The 25,123-nt window shown below is 71.1% G+C and carries 23 protein-coding genes; 11 read left to right on the forward strand and 12 right to left on the reverse strand.

Annotated elements, in window-relative coordinates:
- Window positions 1-159: 159 nt before the first annotated feature.
- The 5 genes from E1267_RS14450 to E1267_RS14470 are packed head-to-tail and all read left to right on the forward strand — an operon-like array spanning window position 160 to window position 7,845.
- Complete coding sequence (locus E1267_RS14450) at window positions 160-2,571, forward strand: GcvT family protein (RefSeq protein WP_132332959.1); 2,412 nt, start codon at window positions 160-162, stop codon at window positions 2,569-2,571.
- Window positions 2,568-3,770: a sarcosine oxidase subunit beta family protein gene (locus E1267_RS14455; RefSeq protein WP_132332960.1), complete on the forward strand. Its 1,203-nt coding sequence runs from the start codon at window positions 2,568-2,570 to the stop codon at window positions 3,768-3,770. Before E1267_RS14450 ends, E1267_RS14455 begins: the two co-directional genes overlap by 4 nt.
- Window positions 3,770-4,009: a sarcosine oxidase subunit delta gene (locus tag E1267_RS14460; RefSeq protein ID WP_132332961.1), complete on the forward strand. Its 240-nt coding sequence runs from the start codon at window positions 3,770-3,772 to the stop codon at window positions 4,007-4,009. Before E1267_RS14455 ends, E1267_RS14460 begins: the two co-directional genes overlap by 1 nt.
- On the forward strand, window positions 4,006-7,116 hold the full coding sequence (locus tag E1267_RS14465; protein ID WP_342774820.1) for a 2Fe-2S iron-sulfur cluster-binding protein: 3,111 nt from the start codon (window positions 4,006-4,008) through the stop codon (window positions 7,114-7,116). Before E1267_RS14460 ends, E1267_RS14465 begins: the two co-directional genes overlap by 4 nt.
- Before the next feature lie 60 nt (window positions 7,117-7,176).
- Complete coding sequence (locus tag E1267_RS14470) at window positions 7,177-7,845, forward strand: HNH endonuclease family protein (protein ID WP_246063865.1); 669 nt, start codon at window positions 7,177-7,179, stop codon at window positions 7,843-7,845.
- Between the two features lie 584 nt (window positions 7,846-8,429).
- On the opposite strand, the gene E1267_RS14475 is transcribed toward E1267_RS14470, so the two are convergent.
- Window positions 8,430-8,681, reverse strand: coding sequence for a UTRA domain-containing protein (locus E1267_RS14475; RefSeq protein ID WP_132332963.1), 252 nt, complete (start codon window positions 8,679-8,681; stop codon window positions 8,430-8,432).
- 28 nt (window positions 8,682-8,709) lie between these two features.
- Complete coding sequence (locus E1267_RS14480) at window positions 8,710-9,585, reverse strand: LLM class flavin-dependent oxidoreductase (protein ID WP_132332964.1); 876 nt, start codon at window positions 9,583-9,585, stop codon at window positions 8,710-8,712.
- 236 nt (window positions 9,586-9,821) lie between these two features.
- Between E1267_RS14480 and E1267_RS14485 the strand changes: the two genes are divergently transcribed.
- Window positions 9,822-10,430, forward strand: a complete 609-nt coding sequence (locus E1267_RS14485) for a TetR/AcrR family transcriptional regulator (protein ID WP_132332965.1) — start codon at window positions 9,822-9,824, stop codon at window positions 10,428-10,430.
- 42 nt (window positions 10,431-10,472) lie between these two features.
- On the opposite strand, the gene E1267_RS14490 is transcribed toward E1267_RS14485, so the two are convergent.
- From E1267_RS14490 to E1267_RS14500, 3 genes are all read right to left on the reverse strand, one after another.
- Window positions 10,473-10,835 (reverse strand): PepSY domain-containing protein, encoded by a 363-nt coding sequence (locus E1267_RS14490; protein ID WP_132332966.1) that lies wholly within the window; start codon window positions 10,833-10,835, stop codon window positions 10,473-10,475.
- A gap of 96 nt (window positions 10,836-10,931) precedes the next feature.
- Window positions 10,932-12,176, reverse strand: a complete 1,245-nt coding sequence (locus E1267_RS47220; protein ID WP_132332967.1) for a sensor histidine kinase — start codon at window positions 12,174-12,176, stop codon at window positions 10,932-10,934.
- Window positions 12,173-12,853, reverse strand: a complete 681-nt coding sequence (locus tag E1267_RS14500) for a response regulator transcription factor (RefSeq protein ID WP_132332968.1) — start codon at window positions 12,851-12,853, stop codon at window positions 12,173-12,175. Before E1267_RS14500 ends, E1267_RS47220 begins: the two co-directional genes overlap by 4 nt.
- A 94-nt stretch (window positions 12,854-12,947) precedes the next feature.
- On the opposite strand from E1267_RS14500, the gene E1267_RS14505 reads away from it, so the two are divergent.
- Window positions 12,948-13,370, forward strand: coding sequence for a hypothetical protein (locus tag E1267_RS14505; protein ID WP_132332969.1), 423 nt, complete (start codon window positions 12,948-12,950; stop codon window positions 13,368-13,370).
- A gap of 9 nt (window positions 13,371-13,379) precedes the next feature.
- Here the strand turns inward: E1267_RS14505 and E1267_RS14510 are convergent, their stop codons facing one another.
- The 7 genes from E1267_RS14510 to aceB form a co-directional block, all read right to left on the reverse strand.
- Window positions 13,380-13,592: a DUF2277 domain-containing protein gene (locus tag E1267_RS14510; protein ID WP_132332970.1), complete on the reverse strand. Its 213-nt coding sequence runs from the start codon at window positions 13,590-13,592 to the stop codon at window positions 13,380-13,382.
- 3 nt (window positions 13,593-13,595) lie between these two features.
- Window positions 13,596-14,336 (reverse strand): IclR family transcriptional regulator, encoded by a 741-nt coding sequence (locus E1267_RS14515; RefSeq protein WP_181957801.1) that lies wholly within the window; start codon window positions 14,334-14,336, stop codon window positions 13,596-13,598.
- 112 nt (window positions 14,337-14,448) lie between these two features.
- Window positions 14,449-15,201, reverse strand: coding sequence for an IclR family transcriptional regulator (locus tag E1267_RS14520; protein WP_132332971.1), 753 nt, complete (start codon window positions 15,199-15,201; stop codon window positions 14,449-14,451).
- Window positions 15,198-16,400, reverse strand: a complete 1,203-nt coding sequence (locus tag E1267_RS14525) for a (Fe-S)-binding protein (protein ID WP_132332972.1) — start codon at window positions 16,398-16,400, stop codon at window positions 15,198-15,200. The genes E1267_RS14520 and E1267_RS14525 overlap by 4 nt, the downstream gene beginning before the upstream one ends.
- 1 nt (window position 16,401) lies before the next feature.
- Window positions 16,402-17,589, reverse strand: coding sequence for an FAD-binding oxidoreductase (locus tag E1267_RS14530; RefSeq protein ID WP_132332973.1), 1,188 nt, complete (start codon window positions 17,587-17,589; stop codon window positions 16,402-16,404).
- Window positions 17,589-19,025: an FAD-binding oxidoreductase gene (locus E1267_RS14535; RefSeq protein ID WP_132332984.1), complete on the reverse strand. Its 1,437-nt coding sequence runs from the start codon at window positions 19,023-19,025 to the stop codon at window positions 17,589-17,591. The genes E1267_RS14530 and E1267_RS14535 overlap by 1 nt, the downstream gene beginning before the upstream one ends.
- Window positions 19,026-19,051: 26 nt before the next feature.
- Window positions 19,052-20,629 carry a malate synthase A gene (gene aceB, locus E1267_RS14540; protein WP_132332974.1) on the reverse strand — a complete coding sequence of 526 codons (1,578 nt, stop codon included), beginning with the start codon at window positions 20,627-20,629 and terminating at the stop codon, window positions 19,052-19,054.
- Window positions 20,630-20,790: 161 nt separating this feature from the next.
- On the opposite strand from aceB, the gene E1267_RS14545 reads away from it, so the two are divergent.
- From E1267_RS14545 to E1267_RS14560, 4 genes are all read left to right on the forward strand, one after another.
- The gene (locus E1267_RS14545) at window positions 20,791-21,483 is read left to right on the forward strand and encodes a DUF4097 family beta strand repeat-containing protein (protein WP_132332975.1); all 693 of its coding nucleotides are present in this window, start codon (window positions 20,791-20,793) and stop codon (window positions 21,481-21,483) included.
- An 84-nt stretch (window positions 21,484-21,567) separates the two neighbouring features.
- On the forward strand, window positions 21,568-22,980 hold the full coding sequence (gene hflX / locus E1267_RS14550) for a GTPase HflX (protein ID WP_132332985.1): 1,413 nt from the start codon (window positions 21,568-21,570) through the stop codon (window positions 22,978-22,980).
- Window positions 22,981-23,464: 484 nt separating this feature from the next.
- On the forward strand, window positions 23,465-24,673 hold the full coding sequence (gene hutI / locus E1267_RS14555) for an imidazolonepropionase (protein WP_132332976.1): 1,209 nt from the start codon (window positions 23,465-23,467) through the stop codon (window positions 24,671-24,673).
- A 13-nt stretch (window positions 24,674-24,686) separates the two neighbouring features.
- Window positions 24,687-24,983 carry a DegV family protein gene (locus E1267_RS14560; protein ID WP_132332977.1) on the forward strand — a complete coding sequence of 99 codons (297 nt, stop codon included), beginning with the start codon at window positions 24,687-24,689 and terminating at the stop codon, window positions 24,981-24,983.
- The last annotated feature ends 140 nt before the right edge of the window (window positions 24,984-25,123 follow it).

Here is a 25,123-nt window from a genome sequence, read left to right on the forward strand (position 1 = left end):
GGGACGCCCAGTGGACCGCGTTCAGCGGTTCACCACAGCTTTCGGTGGGGAAAGTTCGCGGTGTCCCGGAAAGCCACTCTTGTTCCGGGGGTATGCATGGCCCTATGTTCGTTGCGTAGTGCGGTGTGTGTTGCGTATTAAGGAACAACCGGAGGCGCCATGAGTGGACCCCGTTTGGTGATCGTAGGGGCGGGGATCGTGGGGTGTGCTCTCGCCGACGAGCTCACCGAGCGGGGGTGGTCCGACGTCACGGTGCTCGACCAGGGGCCGCTCTTCGCCGCCGGCGGCTCCAGCTCCCACGCCCCCGGCCTGGTCTTCCAGACGAACCCGTCGAAGACGATGACCGAGTTCGCCTCCTACACCGTGCGCAAGTACACCGCGCTGGGGGAGAGCTGTTTCCGCCAGGTCGGCGGCCTGGAAGTGGCCACCACCCAGGAACGGTGGGACGACCTGCACCGCAAGCACGGCTGGGCGGAGTCGTGGGGCGTCGAGGGCGAACTGGTCGACGCCGGGCGGTGCGCGGAGCTGTGGCCGCAGCTCGACAAGGACAAGGTGCTCGGCGGTCTGCACGTGCCGAGCGACGGCCTCGCGGGGGCGGTCGCCTGCGGGCAGGCACAGGCGGAGCGGGCCACGGAGCGCGGGGCGAGGTTCCTGCCCGGCCACACGGTGGTGGGCGTCGAGCAGGCGGGCGGCCGGGTGAGCGGCCTCTCTGTCGTGACCTCGGACGGGCGCCGGACGATCCCCGCCGACGTGGTGGTGTGCGCGGCCGGGTTCTGGGGGCCGTCGATCGGCGCGATGGCCGGGCTGACCGTGCCGCTGCTGCCGCTGGCCCACCAGTACGCCAAGTCGGGTCCCCTCGCACCCCGGCCACCGGGCCCCATCCTGCGCCACCAGGACCGCGACCTCTACTTCCGCCGGCACGGTGACCGCATCGGCATCGGCTCCTACGCCCACAGGCCCATGCCGGTCACCCAGGACGAGATCGGCCCCCGTTCGACCACGATGCCGTCGGTGCAGGCGTTCACCGATGAGGACTTCGACCCCGCCTGGCGCGACGCGGTCGAACTGCTGCCCGAGCTGGCCGAGTCGAAGTACGAGGAGGGCATCAACGGCGTCTTCTCCTTCACGCCCGACGGGTTCCCGCTGATCGGCGAGGCGCCGCACCTTGAGGGGTTCTGGCTGGCCGAGGCCGTCTGGGTGACCCACTCGGCCGGGGTGGCGCGCGCGGTGGCCGAGGTGCTCGTGGAGGAGCGCTCGTCGGCCGACCTGCACGAGTGCGAGCTGGGCAGGTTCGAAAAGGCGCAGGTGTCGCCGGCGTTCATCGAGGAGCGAGGCAAGCAGAACTTCGTCGAGGTCTACGACGTCATCCATCCGCTGCAGCCGATGGAGTCGCCGCGGCCGCTGCGCACCAGCCCGTTCTACCCGCGTCAGCGGGAACTGGGCGGGTTCTTCCTGGAGGCGGCGGGGTGGGAGCGGCCGCACTGGTTCGAGGCCAACGCGCCACTGCTGGAAGACCTCGTACGCCGCACGGACGGGCACGACGGCGTTCTGGGGGCTGCGCAACGGGACGAGTGGGCGAGCCGCTACTGGTCACCGATTGCCGCGGCGGAGTCGTACGCGACCAGGGAGCGGGTGGCGCTCTACGACATGACGCCGCTCAAGCGCATCGAGGTCAGCGGGCCGGGGGCTGCGGCGTTCCTGCAGCGTATGACCACGAACAACGTGGACAAGAAGCCCGGCTCGGTCACGTACACCCTGCTGCTCGACGTCAAGGGCGGCATCAGGAGCGACCTCACGGTGGCGCGGCTGGACGAGGAGACCTTCCAGGTCGGCGCGAACGGCAACCTCGACCTGGAGTGGCTGACCCGGCACGCGCCCGGCGGGGTGCGGGTGCGCGACCTGACGCCCGGCACGTGCTGCGTGGGCGTGTGGGGCCCGCAGGCCAGGGACCTGGTGCAGGGGCTCACCGACCTGGACCTGTCGCACGAGAGCTTCCGCTACTTCACCTGCCGGTCCGGGTACGTCGGTCACGTGCCGGTGCTCGCGATGCGCGTCTCCTACGTGGGCGAGCTGGGCTGGGAACTTTACACCACCGCCGACATGGGGCTGAAGTTGTGGGACACGCTCTGGTCGCCCGGGGTGACGACCGCCGGCGGGCGGGCCGCCTTCAACAGCCTGCGGCTGGAGAAGGGCTACCGGCTCTGGGGCGTCGACATGACCACGGAGCACAACCCGTACGAGGCGGGGCTGGCCTTCGCGGTCAGGACGGACAAGGACTTCGTCGGCCGGGACGCGCTGACGACCGACGTCACGCGCAGGCTGGTGCCGCTGCTCAGCGCCGAGGTGGTCATGGGCAAGGAGCCGGTACGGCATGCGGGCCGCACGGTCGGGTACGTCACGAGCGCGGCGTACGGGCACACCATCCAGCGGCCGATCGCGTACGCGTGGATGCCCGCCGAGCTGGCCGAGCCCGGGACACACGTGGAAATTTCCTACTTCGGCCGCCGCGTCCCCGCGGAGGTCGCGCAGGAGCCCCTGTTCGACCCCGGGATGGAGAAGATCAGACGTTGACCCACCCCGACTTCCTGTGGCGCAACCCGGAGCCCAGACCCGCCTACGACGTCGTCATCGTCGGAGGCGGCGGCCACGGCCTGGCCACCGCCTACTACCTGGCGAAGAACCACGGCCTGACCAACGTCGCGGTGCTCGAACGCGGCTGGCTGGCCGGCGGCAACATGGCCCGCAACACCACGATCATCCGCTCCAACTATCTGTGGGACGAGAGCGCCGCGATCTACGAGCACTCGCTCAAGCTGTGGGAGGGGCTGAGCGACGAGCTGGACTACGACCTGCAGTTCAGCCAGCGGGGCGTGCTCAACCTGGCGCACAACCTGAGCGACGTGCGCGAGGGCCGGCGCCGGGTCAACGCCAACCGGCTCAACGGCGTGGACGCCGAGTGGCTCGACGCGGACGAGGTCAAGAAGTTCTGCCCGATCATCAACGTCTCCGACCGGGCCCGCTATCCCGTCATGGGCGCCACCCTGCAGCGGCGCGGCGGCATCGCCAAGCACGACCACGTGGCCTGGGCTCTGGCCCGCCAGGCGGACGCGTGCGGCGTCGACCTCATCCAGGGCTGCGAGGTCACCGGCTTCGAGCTCACCGGCAACCGGGTCACGGCCGTCGAGACCTCGCGCGGGCGCATCGCGGCGGGGAAGGTCGCGCTGGCGGCGGCCGGGCACACCTCCGTGCTCGCCGAGCGGGCCGGGATCCGCCTGCCGCTGCAGTCGCACCCGCTCCAGGCGCTGGTGTCGGAGCTGCTGGAGCCGGTGCTCGACTGCGTGGTCATGTCGAACGCCGTCCACGTGTACGTCAGCCAGGCGCACAAGGGCGAGCTGGTCATGGGGGCGGGCATCGACGCGTACAACTCCTATGGGCAACGCGGCGGCGTGCACGTCATCGAGGCGCAGATGGCGGCGGCGCTGGAGTTGTTCCCGGTCTTCAGCAGGGTGCGCGTGCTGCGCACGTGGGCCGGGATCGTCGACGTCTCTCCTGACGCCTCGCCCATCATCGGGCCGACCCCCGTGGACGGCCTCTACGTCAACGCGGGCTGGGGCACCGGCGGATTCAAGGCGACTCCGGGCGCGGGCTGGGTCTACGCCGACACTCTGGCCCACGACCGGCCGCATCCGCTGGCGCAGCCGTACGCGCTCGACAGGTTCACGACGGGGGCGCTCATCGACGAGCACGGCGCGGCGGCGGTGGCGCACTGATGTTGCTGATCGACTGCCCGCACTGCGGGCCCCGCGACGAGAACGAGTTCCACTACGGCGGCCAGGCCGGCATCGCCTGCCCCACCGGCGACGTGACGGACGAACAGTGGGCCGCGTACGTGTTCATGCGCGACAACCCCAAGGGCTGGTTCCACGAGCGCTGGTTTCACGTGCACGGCTGCCGGACCTGGTTCACGGTCGAACGCCACACGGTGACCCACGAGATCAGGAAGCCATGATGAGGTTCACGTTCGACGGCCGCCCGATGACGGGCGAGCCGGGTGACACGCTGGCCGCCGCGCTGCTGCGCAACGGGGTGCGGGTGGTCGGCCGCAGCGTGGACCTCGGCCGTCCGCGCGGGATCTTCACCGCGGGCCCCGAGGAGCCGAACGCGCTGGTCCGCGTGGGTGCCGACCCGATGCTCGCGGCCACCACCGTGGAGCTTCACGACGGGCTGGAGGCGCACAGCCTGCGCGGCAAGGGCCGGGTGGACCTCGACGCGGTGGACGAGCGTCGTTGCGACAAGGGGTACCTGCACTGTGACGTGCTGGTGGTCGGCGGCGGACCGGCCGGGCTGGCCGCGACCCTCGCGGCCGGGCGGTCGGGAGCGCGGGTGATCCTCGTGGACGACCAGCCGCGGCTCGGCGGCGACCTGCTGAACAGCCGTCTGCTTCTGGACGGCGCCCCCGCGCTCGACTGGGTTGCCGGACTCGACCTGCCCGCCAGAGTGCTCACCAGGACGACGGCCGTCGGCTACTACGACCACAACTACGTGGTCGCCGTCGAGCGTCGGGCCCGCGGCGAGCGGTTGTGGCACATCAGGGCGCGTCGCGTGGTGCTGGCCACGGGCGCGCACGAGCGCTCGCTCGCCTTCCCCGGCAACGACCGGCCCGGCGTGATGCTGGCCGCCTCCGCCCGCGCCTACGCCAACCGTTACGGCGTGCGGGCCGGACGGCGGGCGGTGGTGTTCGCCTGCGCCGACTCCGGCTACGAGGCGGCGCGGGACCTCGTCGCGGCCGGGGTGGACGTGCTCGCCGTCGTCGACCCGCGCCCTTCCGGCCTGCCCGCGGACGTGGAGGTCCTGGCCGGGCAGGTCGTGACCGGGACGACCGCCGACGAGGAGGGCGTGCTCACCGGCGTCCAGGTGGGTGTCCGGCACTTCGACGCCGACCTGCTGGCCGTGGCCGGCGGCTGGAACCCTGCCGTGCACCTGTTCAGCCAGTCGGGGGGCCGCACCAGGTTCGACGAGGAGCTCGCTGCCTTCGTGCCCGGCACGTCGGCGCAGGCGGAGCGGTCGGCCGGGGCGTGCAGAGGCCTGTACGCCACGCGCGAGGCCATCGCCGACGGCTACGCCGCGGGAGCCGAGGCCGCCGGCCGAACCGTGCCGGATCTGCGCGTGCCGGAGTGCGACGAGCGGATTTCGCGGCGACCGGCCGCCCTGTGGCTCGTCGAGAGGGCCCCGGGCAGCGAGCCGGCCTTCGCGGACCTGCACCGGGACGTGGCCGTGGCCGACCTGGCCATGGCCACGGCCACCGGGATGCGTTCGGTGGAGCACGTCAAGCGCTACACCACCGCCGGCACCGGCGCCGACCAGGGCAAGACCTCGGGCGCGGTCGTGGTGGGCGTCATGTCCGCGTTGCTCGGCGCCGCGCCCGGCCAGGTCGGTACGACCACGTTCCGGCCGCCGTACACGCCCGTGTCCTTCGCCACCCTCGCGGGACGCGACCGCGGCGCGCTGTCCGACCCCGTCAGGACGACCGCACTGCACGACGCGCACGTGGCGCTCGGAGCCGTGTTCGAGGACGTCGGCCAGTGGAAACGCCCGCGCTACTTCCCCCGGGACGGCGAGGACATGGAGGCCGCCGTGCGGCGCGAGTGCCACGCGGCCCGCACCGCCGTCGCCGCCATGGACGCCTCCACCTTGGGCAAGATCGACATCAGGGGCGCGGACGCCGGTGAGTTCCTCGACCGCGTCTACACGAACATGTACTCCACGCTGGCCGTCGGCGCCTGCCGCTACGGCGTGATGTGCGGGGCCGACGGGATGGTCTTCGACGACGGCACCACGACCCGGCTCGCCGACGACCACTACCTGACGACCACGACCACGGGCAACGCCGCCCCGGTGCTCGACTGGCTGGAGGAGTGGCGGCAGACGGAGTGGCCCGACCTGGACGTGTCGTTGGTCTCGGTCACCGACCACTGGGCGACGGTCGCCGTCGTGGGACCCCGCGCCCGCGAGGTCATCGCGGTGGTCGCGCCGGAGGCGGTGGAGCTGGCCTTCATGCGGTACGCGAGCGTGCCGGTGCTGGGCGTGGCGGGCCGGGTCTTCAGGATCAGCTTCTCCGGGGAGCTGGCCTACGAGGTCAACGTGCCGTGGCGGTACGGCAGGGCGCTGTGGGAGGCGGTGCTCGAACTGGGCGTGGTGCCGTACGGGACCGAGACCATGCACGTGCTGCGGGCGGAGAAGGGATTCGCGATCGTCGGCCAGGAGACGGACGGGACGGTGACCCCGCAGGACCTCGGCATGGGCTGGATCGTCTCCAAGCGCAAGCCGGACTTCGTCGGCAGGCGCTCCCACTCCCGGCCCGACACCGCGCGCCCCGACCGCAAGCGCCTGGTCGGCCTGCTCGCCGACGATCCGGAGGCGCTCGTCGAGGAGGGTGCCCAGCTGACCGCGGCAGGCGTCGCGCCGATGCTCGGCCACGTCACCTCCAGCTACCACAGCGCCGCGCTCGACCGCACGTTCAGCCTGGCCCTGGCGAGGAACGTGACCCCTGGCGACCGGCTCACGGCGGTGTCCGGGGACATGAGGCAGCCGGTGACCGTCGTGGAGCCCGTCTTCTACGACCCGGACAACACCCGCCGCGACGGCGACCCCCTGCCGGAGGCGCGGGTGGCGTACAGGGGGGACTGCCGGGCGGAGAGCCCGGCCGCCGCGTTCGCCGACCGTTTCGAGGCGGTGAGCACCCCGCGGGTGCGCCTGCGCGAGGTGCCGTTCGTTTCGATGTGGGAGGTGCGCGGCACGGATCCGGGCACAGGCCTGCGGCTGGGCCCTGACTGGTGGCTGGTGTCCGGGGACGTCCCGCCACGTCCCGGCTGGGTGGACGTGTCGGGGCAGCGTACGGTCCTGGAGCTCGCCGGGCCCGCCGCCTATGACGTGCTCATCACCGGCTGCCCGATCGACCTGGACCCGTCGGTCTTCCCGGGACACGCCCAGACCCTGCTGGCCAGGACCTCGGTGATACTTGAGCGGCTTCCACCCGAAACGTACCGGATCTACGTGAGATCATCTTTCGCTAAATACCTGGCAGAGTGGCTGATCGATGCCCTGGAGGCTTCGTAAGAGCCATTGATGGGCATTTCTATCCCTAGACTTTACGAAAACAGGGTCCGGGGGTGTGTGGTGCGGGTTCGGGGATTCGTGGCCGGTCTGGTCATGTCGGGGATGCTCGCCGGATGTGGCGGGCTGACCGTGCAGTCGGCAGGTCAGCACGTGGAGAAGCCGGACACCGTCTCGGTGTCGGAGGCTCGCGCGAAACTCGACGGGCTCGACGTCAAGGGCCGCGCCCCCAAGACCGGCTTCGACCGCGACGAGTTCGGCCCCGCCTGGTCGGACGTCGACCGCAACGGCTGCGACACGCGTAACGACATCCTCAAGCGCGACCTCGAAGGCGAGACGTTCAAGCCGGGCACCCACGACTGCGTCGTCCTGACCGGCACGCTCAAGGACCCGTTCAGCGGCAAGACCATCGAGTTCAAGCGCGGCCAGGACACCAGCTCGGAGGTCCAGATCGACCACCTCGTGCCGCTGTCGGACGCCTGGCAGAAGGGCGCGCAGCAGTGGTCGAAGACCACGCGCAAGGAGTTCGCCAACGACCCGCTCAACCTGCTGGCCGTCGACGGGCCGCTGAACGGGCAGAAGAGCGACTCCGACGCCGCCACCTGGCTGCCGCCGCGCAAGGCGTACCGGTGCGCCTACATCAGCCGGCAGATCGACGTGAAGGCCAAATACGACGTGTGGGTGACCAAGGCGGAGAAGCAGGCGATGGAGACCATTCTCGACGGCTGTTGACCCTGTGCGCGCAGTCGGGCGGCGCCAACATCGTCACCCTTCAGGAGCTCCACCGCAAGCCGGGCATCGACCACGACGAGCGGCTCCGTCCTGTCCACCACGGCGTCCGACCACCGTCCGATCGTGATGAACATGACCCGCTGACCCGGCCGTACTATGCCGGGAGAACGGTGGCCTGGCGGCCGGACGGGGTGGTCGCCTGCTCGAAACCGCCGCGTTCCTTCCACGGCGGAGCCTCGGGGAGGCGGTCGAAGATGACCAGGACGCCGGTGGTCAGGGTGAGGCGGTCGAGGCAGCGGTCGAGCTGGGCCAGGCCCCCGGGCCCCCGGATGAGCCCGCTCGCAGGAGAACACCAGAGCCGCGATCTCGCCTTCGGCCGTCAATTCGGACGCGAGAGTGCGCAGCGCGGTGGCCTTGCCGGTCTGCCGGGGTGCGTGGACCACGAAGTAGCGGTCCAGGTCGATCAGCGCTCGCGCCTCGGGCAGCCGAGGCGTGGGCGGCAGCATGTAGTGCTGCCGAGGGTCGCACGGACCCGCGGTGTTGAAGGATCTCGCTCGGGGTGGGTGCACGGTCACATGCTGTCATCATTCCTTGTGTCGAGCGGTGGGGTGCGGTGCAGGCTGGGTGACCGGGCCGTGGAAGACCAGCTTCGTCGACTCCGCGGGCACGACGATGTCGCCCATCTCCACCACCTGCCCGCCCGCGCAGTAGCCGCGCTCGATGACCATCACGGTCGAGCCCGCGCCGATGCCGAGCCGCTTGGCCTCCTCGGGGGAGGCGGGTCGCGCGCACACTTCCTCGCTCCAGGCGTCCACGTCGATGCCGACGGCGGCCATCCGGTGCGTCACCCCGAGGCCGGCGGTTCTAGCGGTTCTTGGCGATGAGCTCGTCGGCGACCCACCGTGCGACGCCGGCGGGATAGGGCGCCGTCAGCCCGAGGACGATGTGCGTGAAGCCGGCGTCGATGGCTTCGGCGATCGAGTCGTGGGTGAGGTCGGGCTGGTCGTAGGAGACGGGCAGGTGGATCGAGCGGGTGATCGAGGCGGGGTCGCGGCCGATCTCGCCGCAGTAGCGGTCGAGCAGTTCGCTGCGGCTGACGACGTCCGTGATGTCGCCGCCGGGGATGTTCCACAGGTCGGCGTGCTGGGCTACCACGCGCAGCGTCGCCGAGGCGCGCCCGCCGATGAGAACGGGCGGGTGGGGTCGCTGGACGGGTTTGGGGTTGCCGTACGCTCCGGTGACCTGGACGTACGTGCCGTGGAAGTCGAACGGTTCCTTCTCCGTCCACACCCGCCGGATCACCGTGCACGCCTCCGCGAGGCTGCCCACGGCGTGGGCGGTGTCGTGGAAGGGCAGGCCGTGGGCTTCGTACTCGCGGTGGGCCAGCGGCCAGCCGGGTCGTGAGCCGACGCCGATGCCGAAGTCGAGCCGTCCGCCGGAGATGACGTCGACGGTCGTCGCGATCTTGGCCAGTAGGGCCGGTGGGCGGATGCGGTTGCTGGTCACCATCACGCCGAGCCGCAGCCGCCGGGTCTGCGCGGCGAGGGCGGAGAGCAGCGTCCAGCCCTCGTAGATCGTGCCGCCGGGGTCGCCGAAGATGGGCAGGAGGTGGTCGAACAACCATGCGTGTTCGATCTCGGGGATCTCGTCCGCCTCGCGCCAGACCCGGAGGATGTCGGGGTAGCCGACCTGGGCCGGAGCGGTCATGAGACCGAAGCGGGGTCTGGTGGTGTGGAGCATGGGGCGCTGGTCCTTTCGAGGAGCAAGCGGAACACCTCTCCGGTGTACGGCTGGCCGCTCGTCGCGGTGGGCCCGTACGCCGGCGCGGTCCGTGAGTGCCGCCCGGCCCTCCGCTGTATCGCGAGGCAGGCGTGGTCGCGAGGGGTGGCTTGGCCCTTCGGCCGGCACTCTGGCATCATGGAGTAAACGGAATCTGGTTCCAGCTACGATAGGGAGCGTTGTTCCGTTTTGCAAGTATGGCAAGGGAAGGACATGGCGCGGTGAACGACGGAGGCGCGAAGCGCGCCGCCACCCGTAAGCGGGCCGACGCCCGGCGCAACGAGAGGACGCTCCTCGACGCCGCCGCGGCCGTCTTCGTGACCTCGGGCGTCGAAGCGCCGGTGCGCGACATCGCCGCCAGGGCGGGAGTCGGGGTGGCCACGATCTACCGCCACTTCCCGACCCGGTCCGACCTCATCATCGCCGTCTACCGGCACCAGGTCGAAGCCTGCGCCGAGGCCGGCCCAGCCCTGCTGGAGAGCGCCGCCGACCCCTACGACGCGCTCAAGCGGTGGATCGACCTCTTCGTCGACTTCCTGGTCACCAAGCACGGGCTCGCCTCCGTGCTGCAGTCCGACAACGCCGGCTTCGACACGCTGCACGCGTACTTCCTCGACCGCCTCGTGCCCGTCTGCACCCGGTTGCTCGACGCGGCGGCCGCCGTCGGTCAGATCCGCTCCGACCTCAACGCCCTCGAACTCATGCGCGGCGTCGGCAACCTCTGCATCGGCGCCGACAACGACCCCCGCTACGACGCACGGCGGATGGTCGGTCTCCTCATAGCGGGGCTTCGCCCACAACCATGAAACGCCGGGCCGCGGTGGCCCGGCGTTCCTGGAAGCTCCGGATCAGTCGTCGTCCCTGTCGTCCCTGTCGTCCCTGTCGTCCCTGTCGTCGTCGTCCTTGTCCGACTGCTGCTCCGTCTCGTTCTTGGCGACCTTGCCCGTGGCGGCGTCGATGGTCAGCTCGTGCCGCTGCGCGCCCTTGGTCAGCTCGATCTCCCACACGTCCGCCCCGGTGTCCCTGGAGTCGAGGTCGAGCTCGCTGACCCAGGCGCCCGCCACCTGCTTGTGCGCGATCTCGATGGCCTGCTCCGCCGTGACCTTGGGGGCGGGGGCGGCGACGGTGGTGGCGGCGACGGCCGCGCCTCCGCCCGCGACCAGCGTGACGACACCGGCACCCGCAACGATGAACTTCTTCGTGATTCGCATGCCTCCACGAAACCGCGATCGCCGCTAATCCCGCGCTAAGCCACGGTTAACGCTACGGCTCCAGGGCCTTGTGCCCCAATCGCCGCCGCCGTGCTTTCACGTACCGGCCGGGCCCAGGACGACCTCCACCCGCGTGCCGCCTTCCGGGCCCGTGGAGACGGTCAGGCCACCTCCCGACGACTCGGCGGTGCGGCGGGCGATGTCGAGGCCGAGCCCGGTCGAGCCGCCCCCGCTGGTGCCGCGCTCCAGCAGCGCCGCGTCGAAGCCGGGGCCGGAGTCCTCGACCACCAGCAGAACCCCGGCGTCGTGCGGCGCCAGGCGTACCGCCATGGGCACCCCCTCGGGGGTGTGCGCGAAGACGTTGCCCAGCAGAGCGTCCACGCAGGCGGACAGTTCCTCGGCGCCCACCGCCACCGGCACCGCGGCGTCGGGCAGCGAAACCGATACCTCCCGCCCCTGGTCCTCGGCCAGCACCGACCAGAACCGCACCCGCTCCCGCACCACCGCCGCCGCGTCGCACGTGCCGCGCCCGGCAGAGCGCCGGCGCGCGTCCGTGATGACCGTGCTCACCGCACGCTGGAGCGCGTCCACGCGGCTCTGTACGCGCGCCCTCTCCTCCGGGTCGCGCAACGCTTCGGCGTCCAGCCGCAGGCCCGTCAGAGGGGTACGCAGCCGGTGCGACAGGTCCGCCACCGACTCCCGTTCCGCCGCGAGCAGGTCGTCGATGCGCCCCGCCAGATGGTTGAGCGCCAGCGCCACCGAGCGCACCTCGGGCGGACCGCCCAGCTCCGCCCTGGCGGACAGGTCGCCGCCGGCCAGCCGGTGCGAGACCCTGGCGAGCCCGTCCACGGGTCTGGTCACGGCGAGCGCCAGCCGATCGGCCAGGACGATGCCCAGCACGACCAGGGCCAGCCCGAGCCCGAGCAGCGCCAGCCATGCCTCCCGCACGCCCTTGGTCAGCTCGGCGTCCGGCACGAGCACCCTGATGACGGCCGTGCCCTCCGGCGTCTGCGCCGAGGTCAGCACCTCCCTGCCGCCGGGGGCCGCGGCGGTGACGCTGCGTCCGGTGGCGGCCAGGAGTACGGCGTCGGAGCGGGGCGCCTGCCCGCCCACCGTGCCGCCACCCGGCAGGAACACGGTCACGGGCCGGCCCGCCTGTTGCACGGCCAGCGTCAGGTCGGGCGTGCCCACGGCCACCGCAACGTACTCGGCCGCCGCGGTGGCCCTGCTCATGGCGCCGTTCTCGGCCACGGCTCGGATCAGCAGTGCCATCGGCACCAGCAGCGCGATCAGCACGAGGGACGTGGTCGCGGCGACCAGCAGCGCCAGCCATCGCCTCATGACGGCTCGACCAGCTTCACGCCGACGCCGCGCACGGTGTGCAGGTAGCGCGGCTCGGACGCCGTCTCGCCGAGTTTCCTGCGCAACCACGACAGGTGCACGTCCACGGTTTTGTCGGCCCCGCCGTACGGAAGCTGCCAGACCTCCGTCAGCAACTCCCGCTTGGTGACGACCTCGCCCGGCCGGGCTGCCAGATAGTGCAGGACGTCGAACTCGCGCGGCGTCAGGTCGAGCGCCGCCCCGTCCAGCGTGGCCGTACGCGCCCGCGGATCCACCCGAAGGGCCCCCACGGCCAGGGGCTCCGGCCCCGAGTCGCCGCCCGACCGCCGTAGCACGGCCCTGACCCGGGCGTCGAGCTGCGCCGCGCTGTACGGCTTGACCACGTAGTCGTCGGCGCCCGCGTCCAGCACCGGCACCATCTCCGCGTCGCCGTCGCGGGCCGTCGCCACGATGACCGGCACCCGGCTGACCGCCCGCAACATGCGCAGCAGCTCCACCCCGTCGAGGTCGGGCAGCCCCAGGTCGAGAACGATGAGATCGGGGCGGTCGTGCACGGCCAGCCGCAGCCCGTCCAGCGCCGTCGGCGAGGAGGAGACGGCGTGGCCGAGCTCCCGCAGCCCGCGGCCGAGCGCCGTGCGGATCGCCACGTCGTCCTCGATGAGCAGGATGTCAGCCATGTACTTGAACGTAGACGCTCCCTGGCGATGCCTTGGGCCGCCTTAGGGGCGCCTTAACCTGACGTTAGCCGTACATGGGAGAGGCTGGGAGGCGATGAAGAGACTCGTCCTGGCCTGGGCCGCCACCGCCGTCGCCGCCACCGGCGCGGGCGTGGCGGTGCTCGGCCTGCTCGGCAACGGCCTGACCGGCGCCTCCAGCCACGTGCTCACCGGGCCGGAGGTGCGCGCGGCCCTGGCCACGGCGACGTCGCGCGCGGTCACGACGCCGACCGGCTCGCCCGCCCGGACCCGGCAGGAGAAGCTGATCCGCAGCGCGGGCGGCACGGTGATCGCCTCCTGCGACGGCGACCAGGTGACGTTGCGCTCGTGGAGCCCCGCCCAAGGCTACGCGGCTGACGGCGTCGAGCCGGGGCCCGCCTGGGAGGCCAAGGTGGAGTTTGAGCAGGAGGAGGGTGACGAGGTGGAGCTCACGATCACCTGCGCGGGCGGCCGGCCCGTGGCCCGCACCTCGTCGTAGCCCGTCCGGTCACCGGCTCCCGCGCACCTGCAACGCCCCGAGCAGCTCCTCGGACGCCCTGGTGATGGTCTCGACGGCCCGGTCGAACGCCTGCGCGTTGTGCGCGGCGGGTGCCCGGAAGCCGGAGATCTTCCTGACGTACTGCAGCGCCGCCGCGCGCACGTCCTCCTCGGTCACACTCTCGGTGTACGGGGGACGAAGGGTCTTGATGCTTCTGCACATGCCCTAACGGTAATAGCCCATGCGTTGGCTTATCTCGCGCGCGCCCTCGACCAGCAGCTCGCCCACCTCGGGAAGCCGGTCGGGCGTCAGCCGGTAGGAGGGCGCGGAGACGCTGACGGCGGCCACGACGGTGCCGTCGCTGCCCCTGATCGGCGCGGCGACCGCGTTCAGCCCGACCTCGAGCTCCTCCACGGCCTCGGCCCAGCCTCGTTCCCTGATGGCGTCGAGGTCCAGATCGTCCTTGGAGGTGATCGTGCGGGGGGTGTAGCGGTCGAGCCGGCCGGGCATGCGCAGGGCGCCGAAGGCCAGCAGCACCTTGCCGCTGGAGCTGGCGTGGGCGGGGGTGCTCTTCCCGACCCAGTTGTGCCCGCTGATCGCGGCCGGGCCGCGGATCTGGGTGAGGTTGACCGCGTCGCCGTCCTGCGGGACCGCGATGTTGACGGTCTCGCCGATCTCCTCGGCCAGGCGCAGGCACACGTCTCTGCCTTCGCGCGACAGGTCGAGCTGGGCCGTGGCCGCGCCGGCCAGGCGTACGACGCCGAAGCCGAGCTGGTAGCGCCCGCGGTCGCTGCTCTGCTCCACCAATCCGCCCTGCTCCAGAGCGGCGAGTAAACGGAAGGCCGTGGACTTGTGCACGTCGAGCTCTGTCGCGAGATCCGTCACTCGGGTGGAACCCTCACGGGCGAGGATTTCCAGGATGGCAATGGCCCGATCTACTGATTGCACGGTCGCGGTGTTGCTCATACCGCAACAGCATACTTCGCCGCACGGAGCTTCTCACGGGGATCTTGGCGGGCGGTGAGCGGGATCGCCGGTGTATCCGCACGTCAGAGGGCCCGGAAAAGTAATTGACTACTCAACTGCCGTCGGCCGTCGGACGGAGCTCGTTGCCGAAGTCGAGTGCGATCTTCCGCAGTCCCTCCGCCAGCTCGTCGCGGTCCAGCCCGTCGATGCGTTCCGCGGGGCCCGACACCGACATCGCGGCCACCACCCGGCCACCGTCCCAGACGGGCACGGCCAGGCAGTGCACGCCCAGCTCCTCCTCGCCCAGGTCCATGGCGTAACCACGCGACCTGACCTGTTCGAGCTCGGCGAGCATCGCGGTCAGCTCCGTGATCGTGTTGGGGGTGCGCCGCGGCATGCCGGTCCTCTCGAACACGGCGACCGCCTGGGAGGCGGGCCGCCCGGACAGCAGCACCTTGCCCACCGCCGTGCTGTGCGGCAGCACCCGCCTGCCCACCTCGGCGAACATGCGCAGCCTGCGCGGCGAGGGCGCCTGGGCCACGTAGACGATGAAGTCGCCTTCGAGCACGGCCAGGTTGGCGGTCTCGCCGGACAGCTCGACCATCCTGGCGAGGTACGGCTGCGCCCACACGCCGACCATGCTCTCCGCGATGCCGCCCAGGCGTACGAGCCCGCCGCCGAGCGCGTACCGGCGGTCCGACTCCTGGCGTACGTAACCGCGGGCGAGCAGCGTCTGCAGCAGCCGGTGGATGGTCCCGTACGGCAGGCCCGTCCTGGCGGCGATCTCCGACAGGCCCGCCTCGCCCCCGTGCTCGGCCAGTGCCTCCAGCACGTCGAGCGCCCGCTCGACCGACTGGACGCTCACAGGCGCACACCGCGGAGCGAGGCGTCCAGCACCTCGGCCGTGTGCGCCACCCTGATCTCCTCGCCGGCGCGGCGCATGGCGGAGGCGATCTGCATGGTGCAGCCGGGGTTGGCGGAGACCAGCAGGCCGGCGCCGGTCGTGCCCACCGCGCGGGCCTTCCTGTCGCCGAGGTCGTGGGCGGCCTGCGGCTGCAGGATGTTGTACGTGCCCGCGGACCCGCAGCAGACGGCCGACTCGGGGATCTCGCGCAACTCCAGGCCGGGGATGCCGCGCAGCAGCTCGCGCGGCTGGTCGCGGATGCCCTGGGCGTGGGCCAGATGGCAGGCGTCGTGGTAGGCGACGGTGAGCGGCAACGGGTGCCGCGTGGCCACGGGGCCCAGCTCGGCGAGATATTCGGACAGGTCGGCTACCTTGAACCGGGGTTCGCGGCCGAGCAGTTCGGCGTATTCCTTCATGGAGGAGCCGCATCCCGCCGCGTTCACCACGACGGTGTCGACGCCCGCCTTCTCGAACGTCCTGACCGTGCGCCGGGCGAGCCTCCTGGCCTGCTCGGCACGCCCGGCGTGCACGCTGAGCGCGCCGCAGCAGCCCTGTCCTCGCGGGATGACCACGTCGCAGCCCTCCAGCGCGAGCACCCGCGCGGTGGCCGCGTTGACCTGGGGAAAGAACTCTCCCTGTACGCATCCGGTGAGCATGCCGACGACGGCCCTGCGCTCCCCCCTTGCTCTGACGACGCGCGGCATGCGTTGGCGGTGCTCGACCCGCGGCGCCAGCCTCGCCATGGAGCCGAGGCCGGGGTGTACCCGGGACAGGAACGGCGCCATCCGCCCGGCCAGCCACATCGTCGGCCGCAGCAGCCGCAGCCTGCGCGGGTAGGGGAAGAGACTGAACACGATCTCGCGTACGGCCCGGTCCTCCGGCTCGCGCACGTGCTCCCGCTCGATTACGACCCTGGTCTGCTCGATCAGCCGGTCGTACTGGACTCCGGAAGGGCACGCCGTGACGCACGCCATGCAGCCCAGGCAGGCGTCGAAGTGCCCGGCCATCTCGGGGGTGATGGGCGTGCCCTCGACGTGCTGCTTCATCAGGTGGATACGGCCGCGCGGCGAGTCCATCTCCTCGCCCCACAGCGCGTACGTCGGGCACGTCGGCAGGCAGAACCCGCAGTGCACACAGTCGTTGATCAGCTCAGGATCCACGTCAGATCCTTCCTGCGAACCGGCCGGGGGACATCCTGCGCCCGGGATCGAATCGTTCCTTCACCCGCCGCATCAGCGGCAACGTGCTCACCTGCCCCCACCTGTCGACGCCGTCGTACGGCGAGGCCGGGACGCTCACCCGCCCGCCCAGCGCCTCGATCCGCGTTCTGAGCCGGTCGACGGCGTCCGTCAGCTCCGCCTCGGAGACCTCGCCCCCGTGCTCCAGGTAGGCGTGTCCCGTGGCCGCGGAGCCGCGGAAGGAGAACCCGGCCTCGTCTGAGGCCGCCAGCGCCTCGGTCGTGCGCGCGGGCGGGAAGCGCAGCTCTGCCAGCACCTCGTCCGTGAGGATGCGTCCCCACCAGTCAGGGCGCACGTCCGTGATCGTGCCGTCGCCGAGCACATCGAGCAGCGCCTGCGCGCGCTGCTCGGCGGCCGACCCCTCCACCAGCACCGCGATCGTCGCGTGCCGGCCGTCGGGACAGTCGATGTCCACGGCGGAGGGCTCGGCCTGGGAGGTGGCCAGGCGCAGCAGGGTCTCACCGGCGAGGTCGGCGACCTCCGTGGCCGCCACAACCCAGCGCCGCAGGGCGGGCAGCGGGTGCAGGCGGAAGGTCGCCTCGGCGATCACGCCCAGCGTGCCGCGCGAACCGGTGAAGAGCTTGCCGAGGTCGTAGCCGGCGACGTTCTTGACCACCTTGCCGCCCGACCTGGCGACCGTGCCGTCGGGCAGGACCACGGTGACCCCGATGAGCAGGTCGCGGGCGGTGCCGTAGCGGTAGGCGCGCGGGCCCGCGGTCGCGGCGGCGAGCGTGCCGCCGACCGTCGTGTGCTCGGCGAACGGCGGGTCGAGCGCCAGCTCCTGCCCTTTGCCCGCGAGCGCGGCGGCCAGGGCGTCCATGGTGACGCCCGCCTGCGCCCGCACCACGAGGTCGCCGGCCGCGTGTTCGAGGATCTCGTTCATGCAGCACATGTCGAGCAGGACGTCGCACCGCTCGGGCGGGTGGCCCCAGTGCAGCTTGGTCCCGCCGCCCACGGGCACCACCGCGAGGTCCTGCTCCTCGCAGGCCCGCAGCACCGCGGCGATCTCCTCCACCGTCTCGGGCAGCGCCACCCAGCGCGGCACCACGCCGCTCACGGCGTCCCTCTCGCCGGCCCGCCTGACCGTCACGCCGCCGGCCGCCAGGGTCATCAGAACTGTTCCGCCTTCCCGGACTCGACCAGCGGGTGCACGCCCTTGCGCACGCCCGGCACCTCGCCGCACAGCCGCGGCGTGGGGAACACCTTGCCCGGGTTGGACAGGCCACGCGGGTCGAACGCGCACCGGACGAGCTGCATGGTGTCCAGGTCGTCGTCGCTGAACATCCTCGGCATATAACGTGATTTGTCGACCCCGACCCCGTGCTCGCCCGTGATCGAGCCGCCGTGCTCGATGCACAGGTCGAGGATCGCGCCGGAGACCACCTCGGCCCGCTCGCCCGCGCCGGTCTCCGCGTCGTCGAACAACACCAGCGGATGCAGGTTGCCGTCGCCCGCGTGGAAGACGTTGGCCACCTTGATCCGGTGCTCGGCCGAGAGCCGGTCGATGGCGGCCAGCACGCCGGGCAGCGACGTGCGCGGCACCACGCCGTCCTGGACGATGTAGGCCGGGCTGATGCGCCCCACGGCCGCGAACGCCGACTTGCGGCCCTTCCAGATCGCCGCCCGCTCGGCGGCACCGGCCGCGACCCGCAGCTCGAACGCGTCCGAGCAGATCTCCCTGAGCCGGGCGAACTGCCGCTCCACCTCGTCAGCGGGCCCGTCGAGCTCCACGATGAGCACGGCGCCCGCGCCCTCGGGATAGTCGCAGGCCACCGCCGCCTCGGCCGCCTCGATGGCCAGTGCGTCCATCATCTCGATGGCGGCCGGCACGATGCCCGCCCCGATGATCGCCGAGACCGCCTCGCCACCCTGCTCGATGCTCTCGAACGCGGCCAGCACCGTGGTCACCGACTCGGGCGCGCGGCAGAGACGTACCGTGATCTTGGTGGCGATGCCCAGCGTGCCCTCCGAGCCCACGAACGCGCCCAGCAGGTCGTAGCCGGGGTCCGCGCGGTCGAGCGTCACCAGGTCGCCGTCGGGGGTGACGATCTCACAGGCCTCGACGTGGTTGACGGTGAAGCCGTACTTCAGGCAGTGGGCGCCGCCGGAGTTCTCCGCGACGTTGCCCCCGATCGAGCAGATCTGCTGGCTGGAGGGGTCGGGGGCGTAGTAGTAGCCCTGGTCGCGCACGGCCTCGGTGATGGCCAGGTTGGTGACGCCCGGTTCCACCACCGCCCTGCGGTTGGCGAGGTCGATCTCCAGGATGGCGCGCATCTTCGAGGTGACGATGAGCACGCCGTCCTCGCGGGGGAGCGCGCCCCCCGACAGCCCGGTGCCCGAGCCCCTCGCCACGAAGGGGACGCCGAAGTCGTTGCACAGGCGTACCACGCGGGCGATCTGCTCGGCCGTGGCGGGCAGCACGACCACGCCCGGGGTCGCCCGGTGGTAGGTCAGGCCGTCGCACTCGTACGTGCGCAGGCGTACGGGATCGGTGATCACCGAGTCGTGGGGCAGCAGCGACCGCAGGGCCGCTATCAGCGTTTCCATCACCGATCCCCCTTTATTAGCCTTTCCTATGGCATTCGAGCATATGCGGGCAGCGTCAGGAACTCCGCGAAGTCGTCGTCCAGCGCGACCTCCTTGAACAGCGCGGTGGCCTGGGCGTAGAGGCTCTCGTCGTAGCCCGGCTCCTGCGCGATCGCGGCCGGCTCCTCCGCGATGATCCGCTCGACCAGGTCCTTCGTCACCCGCGCGCCCGTGTCGGCGAGCTCGATGTCGTTGTGGATCCACTGCCAGATCTGCGAACGCGAGATCTCGGCCGTGGCGGCGTCCTCCATGAGGTTGTGGATCGCCACCGCGCCCTGACCGCCCATCCACGCGGCGAGGTAGCGCAGCCCCACGTCCACGTTGTTGCGCAGTCCCGCCTCCGTGATCTCGCCGGGCGTCTCCGAGACCGCCAGCAGGTCGGCGGCGGACACGCTGACGTCCTCGCGCAGCCGGTCGAGCTGGTTGGGCCGCGACCCCAGCACGCCGTCGAACACCTCGCGGCAGACCGGCACCAGGTCGGGATGCGCCACCCACGACCCGTCGAACCCGTCGCCGGACTCGCGCGTCTTGTCGGCCCGCACCTTCTCCAGCGCCACCGCGTTCACCTCGGGGTCACGCCGCGAGGGGATGAACGCCGCCATCCCGCCGATCGCGTGCGCGCCCCGCTTGTGACACGTGCGCACCAGCAACTCGGTGTACGCGCGCATGAAAGGCGCGGTCATCGTCACCGCGTTCCGCTCGGGCAGCAGGAACTCCCTGCCCCTGGTGCGGAACTTCTTGATCACGCTGAACAGGTAGTCCCAGCGGCCGGCGTTGAGCCCCGCGGAGTGGTCGCGCAGCTCGTAGAGGATCTCCTCCATCTCGAACGCCGCCGGGTAGGTCTCGATGAGCACGGTGGCCCTGATCGTGCCGTACGGGATGCCGAGCAGCTCCTGGGCCCGCGTGAACACGTCGTTCCAGAGCCGCGCCTCCAGGTGCGACTCGATCTTGGGCAGGTAGAAGTACGGGCCCTTGCCCTTGTCGAGCTGCCGCTGGGCGCAGTGGAAGAAGTAGAGGCCGAAGTCGAACAGCGACCCCGCGACCGGACGCCCGTCGACCTCGGCGTGCTTCTCGTCGAGGTGCCACCCGCGCGGCCGCACCACGACGGTGGCCAGCTCGTCGTCGGGGCGCAGCGCGTACGTCTTGCCGCCGGACTCGAAGTCGATCGTACGGTCGAGCGCGTCGCGCAGGTTGACGTGGCCGCTCACGCAGTTCTCCCAGAGCGGCGAGTTGGCGTCCTCGAAGTCGGCCAGCCAGACCCTGGCGCCGGAGTTGAGCGCGTTGACGGTCATCTTCTTGTCCACGGGGCCGGTGATCTCGACGCGGCGGTCCTCCAGGCCGGGCGCCGGGGAGGCGACCTGCCAGTCACCCTCCCTGATCTCCTTCGTCTCGGGCAGGAAGTCGAGCGTGGCGCCGGCCGACAGCTCGGCCTGCCGCGTCTGGCGGGCCTCCAGCAGCTCCACCCGCCTGGCGCCGAACTCCCGCTGGAGGGTCGCCACGAACGCGAGAGCCTCCGGCGTGAGGATCTCGTCGTACCGGTCGTGCATCGGGCCGGTGATCTCCATGAACCTCTTCCCCACTGTTCCGCGATGTGGAAAACGACTTCTGAATTATGGAACCGAAGCTACCCTTCTGGTCCTTCTCCGGTCAAAGACGGGGTTCCCCCGGGGGATCTCCGGGAGAACCCCGATGTGTGCGGGCCGCGCACCGCGAAAGTATGCGGGGCATGAGAACGATGGCGATCGCGGGCGGGCTGCTGGCCTCCGCATTGGCGCTGACCGGGTGCGGGCTCGCGAGCATCGGGGGTCCCACCGAGCAGGACACCGCCTCCTACCAGGTGACCGACAAGGTGACCAAGCTGCGGCTCGAGAGCAGCGCGGGCGACACCGTGCTCACGGAGACCGGCGGCAACGCGATCCGCGTCACCGAGACACTCCGGTGGCGGGGCGACGGCAAGCCCACCCCCGAGCACAGGGTCGAGGGGGAGGAGCTGTTCGTCACCTACGACTGCCCGTCGAACTTCGGCAGCTGCCGCGTCGACTACAAGATCGAGATCCCCAAGGGGCTGGCCGTCGACCTTGAGGCCGGCTCGGGCAACTTCACGCTCAGGGACCTGACGGGCACGATCGACGTGAAGCTCGGCTCGGGCGACGTCGACGCCGCCGGCCTCGGCGGCAAGAAGCTGTACGCCGACGCGGGATCGGGCGACATCGAGCTGAAATACCGCAGCGCCCCGGAAGAGGCGCGGCTCGAGACCGGCTCGGGCAACACGAAACTCGTCGTGCCGGCGGGCAAGTACGCGGTGGCCACCGAGGTGGGATCCGGCGACGTCAACGTCAAGGTCGACAACGACGGCTCATCGCCGAACAAGATCTCGATATCGGCCGGTTCGGGTGATGTCAGCGTGGAGCCGGGATAACCAGGTGATTGCGCCAGGGATGTCATGCCACCATCGTGGGAAGACATCGTGGTGTCCGGACGTTCCCTAATAGAGATGACACGTATGCACGAATACTCCGCGCTCGACGCGTACGAGACCGGCGACATGGACCTCGAGGAGCGTCAGGCGCTCCGCCGCGTGGCGGGCCTGTCCACAGAACTTCAGGATATCTCCGAGGTCGAATACCGGCAGTTGCGGCTCGAGCGGGTCGTCCTGGTCGGCGTCTGGACCTCCGGCACCGTCGAGGATGCCGAGAACTCGCTTCTCGAGCTCAAGCTCCTCGCCGAGACGGCCGGGTCCGAGGTGCTCGACGGCCTGATCCAGCGCCGTCAGAAGCCCGACCCGGCGACCTACATCGGCTCGGGCAAGGCGCTCGAGCTGCGCGACGTGGTCGAGTCGACCGCCGCCGACACCGTGATCTGCGACGGCGAGCTGACCCCCGGTCAGCTCCGCCAGCTCGAGGAGACGGTCAAGGTCAAGGTGATCGACCGCACCGCGTTGATCCTCGACATCTTCGCCCAGCACGCCAAGAGCCGCGAGGGCAAGGCCCAGGTCGAGCTGGCGCAGCTGCAATACCTGCTGCCGCGCCTGCGCGGCTGGGGCGGCAACCTGTCCCGGCAGGTCGGCGGGCGCGCCGCGGGCGGCGTCGGCATCGGCGGCCGCGGCCCCGGTGAGACCAAGATCGAGCTCGACCGCCGGCGCATCCGCGAGCGGATGGCCAAGCTGCGCCGCCAGATCAGGGGCATGTCCACCTCGCGCGACACCATGCGCTACCAGCGCCAGCGGCGCGAGGTCCCGGCCGTGGCGATCGCCGGCTACACCAACGCGGGCAAGTCCTCGCTGCTCAACCGTGTCACCGGCGCGGGCGTGCTGGTGGAGGACGCGCTGTTCGCGACGCTCGACCCGACGGTCCGGCGGGCGCGCACACCCGAGGGCCGGCTGTTCACGATCGCCGACACGGTCGGGTTCGTCCGGCACCTGCCGCACCAGCTCGTCGAGGCGTTCCGCTCGACGCTGGAAGAGGTGGCCGACGCCGACCTCATCCTGCACGTCGTCGATGGATCCCACCCCGACCCCGAGGGCCAGCTGGCGGCCGTGCGCGAGGTGTTCGCCGACATCGAGGGCGCCTCCGCCATCCGCGAGATCGTCGTGATCAACAAGGCCGACCTGGCCGATCAGGGCGTGATCGACCGGATCCTCCGGCGTGAGCGCGAAAGCGTCGTGGTGTCGGCCCGCACGGGCAAGGGCATCCCCGAGCTCATGTCGCTCATCGACCAGGAGCTGCCGCGGCTCGACCACGAGGTCAACCTGCTGGTGCCCTACGACAGGAGCGACCTGATCTCGCGCGCCCACAAGGAGGGCGAGGTCCTCTCCGTCGATCACGTCGAGGACGGCACGATCCTGCACGCTCGTGTGCTGCCCAGCCTGTCGCAGGAGCTGGTGCGGGTGGGCAAGCCGGTCGAACGCGTCTCCTAGGCGACCTGTACGCCGCCGCTCGCCGGTATGTCGCTGAGCGGTTGGGCAGCTCTCGCTTGAAAGCGCGCAGAGCTGCCCAAAAGCGGCAGTGGTCCGCGCACCCTGGGGTTGCTACCATGGGCCAGACCTAACGTTGGTCTGCATTTTGGGTTCGGGTCTGGGTTTCGGATGATGACTACTGGTGTGGAAGTCGTCAACGGGGGCCATGGGAACGAGGCAGGGCTGGGTGACGGATGGGATCAGTGGTCTTTCTTCCGAATAACCCTGTACAGCGGCCCAGCCTGTGAAATAACGTAACTGAACTGAAATCGCCGGATCATGTCTCCGGCGATACGGTCACCGCACAGCTTGACGCGGACTAGATCAGGAGACCCCCCATGTCGTCCGGACCCGGAGCGGACTCAGTGGGCGCGGCGCAGGCCGTGCGCTGGACGCTGGGACCATGCCGGGAAACGGGCAGAGGCTCTTGCGGGGCGGTGATGCGGTGACCGTTCGGCTGCTGACCAATATCGGCCGTCTCTGGACCGGCAACGAAGTCCTGAGCAACGCCGCCATCCTCGTGCACAACGACCGCATCGCGTGGGTCGGTCGCGCGCCCGACCTGCCGCAGACGGTGCCGGGCGTCGTCGACGACATCGTCGACGTCGACCACGTCGAGAACCTGGGCGGCGCTCTTGTCACGCCCGGCCTCATCGACGCGCACACCCACCCCGTCTACGCCGGCAACCGCTACGCCGAGCTCGCCATCCGCACCGGCGGCTCGACGTCCGCGTCGATCACCGCGGCGGGCGGCGGCGTGGGCTCCACCGTCACCGTGACCCGCGGCACCGACCCCTGGACGCTCTGCAACGGCGTGCGCGAGCGCCTGCGCGACTGGCTGCTCAGCGGCACCACCACCGTCGAGGCCAAGACCGGCTACCACCTCACCCGCGACGGCGAGCTGGCCGACGTGCGGCTCCTGCGCGAGCTGGAGAAGGAGCCGATGATGCCACGGGTGCACGTCACCTTCCTCGCGGCGCACGTGGTCCCGCCCGAATACTTCGGCCGGCAGCGCGAATACGTCGAGGCCGTCGGCTCCTGGTGCGCCGACGCCGCCGCGGCGGGCGCCGACAGCGTCGACGTCTACTGCGACGAGGGTCACTTCACCACCGAGGAATCCCGCTGGGTCCTCGCCTCCGGCCGCAACGTCGGCCTGCTGCCGCGCATCCACGCCGGCCAGTACAGCCGCCGCGGCGCCGTCCAGCTGGCCGCCGAGCTCGGCTGCGCCTCCGCCGACGGGCTGCACCACATGTCCGACGAGGACATCGCCATCATGTCCCGCTACGGCGTGCCCGCCGTCGTCTGCCCCGCCACCGCCCTGCAGCGCGGCCACCTCCCGCCGGTCCGCCAGATGATCAAGCACGGCGTGCAGATCGCGCTCGGCAGCGACCACAACCCCGGCTACTGCGGCATCACCTCGATGGCCCTGGTCATCGCCATGGCGGTGTCGGCGTTCGGCATGAGCGTCAACGACGCGCTCCGCGCGGCCACCCTCGGCGGCGCCACCGTTCTCGGCGCCCCCGACCGCGGCGTGCTGGCCCCGGGCCGGCTTGCCGACATCGTGCAGTGGGACGCCGACCACGAGGGCGCCTTCGCCTGGTCCTTCGGCCTCCAGCCGCGCCGGGTGTGGCGGGGTGGCGTCCCTGTCCAGTAACTGACCCCGGCACATGCCCATCTCCCCGATCGAGAAGGTCCGCACCTCCTCGCGCGCCATAGCCCGTCTGGAGGACCTGGCGGTGGAGGCGGCCGGGGAGGGGCCGGTGGAGGTGGCGGTGCAGCACCTGCGGGCCCCGGAACGCGCGGAGGCGCCGGCCGAGCGGCTGTCCGAGCGGCTGTCCGAGCGGATGCCGTCGCTGGTGGAGCTGCGGGTGGTCGAGGTGCGGGCGGTGATCGGGGCCCACGTGGAGCCCGGCATGCTCGGCCTGACGGTCACCGCTCCACCCCCGGCACCTTCTTGTGGATAAGCCCTCGTTGTCCACAGAACGCGGCTCTGCCTCCGGGGACGGCCGCCCGCAGGCATACCTTCACCGGCGTGCGAACCCCCGATCCGACGGCAGAACGATCCATCGCCGAGTCCCGGCTGCGCTCGATCACGACCCCGCCC

Origin of the sequence: Nonomuraea longispora, assembly GCF_004348345.1 — a bacterium.
Lineage (GTDB): Bacteria > Actinomycetota > Actinomycetes > Streptosporangiales > Streptosporangiaceae > Nonomuraea > Nonomuraea longispora.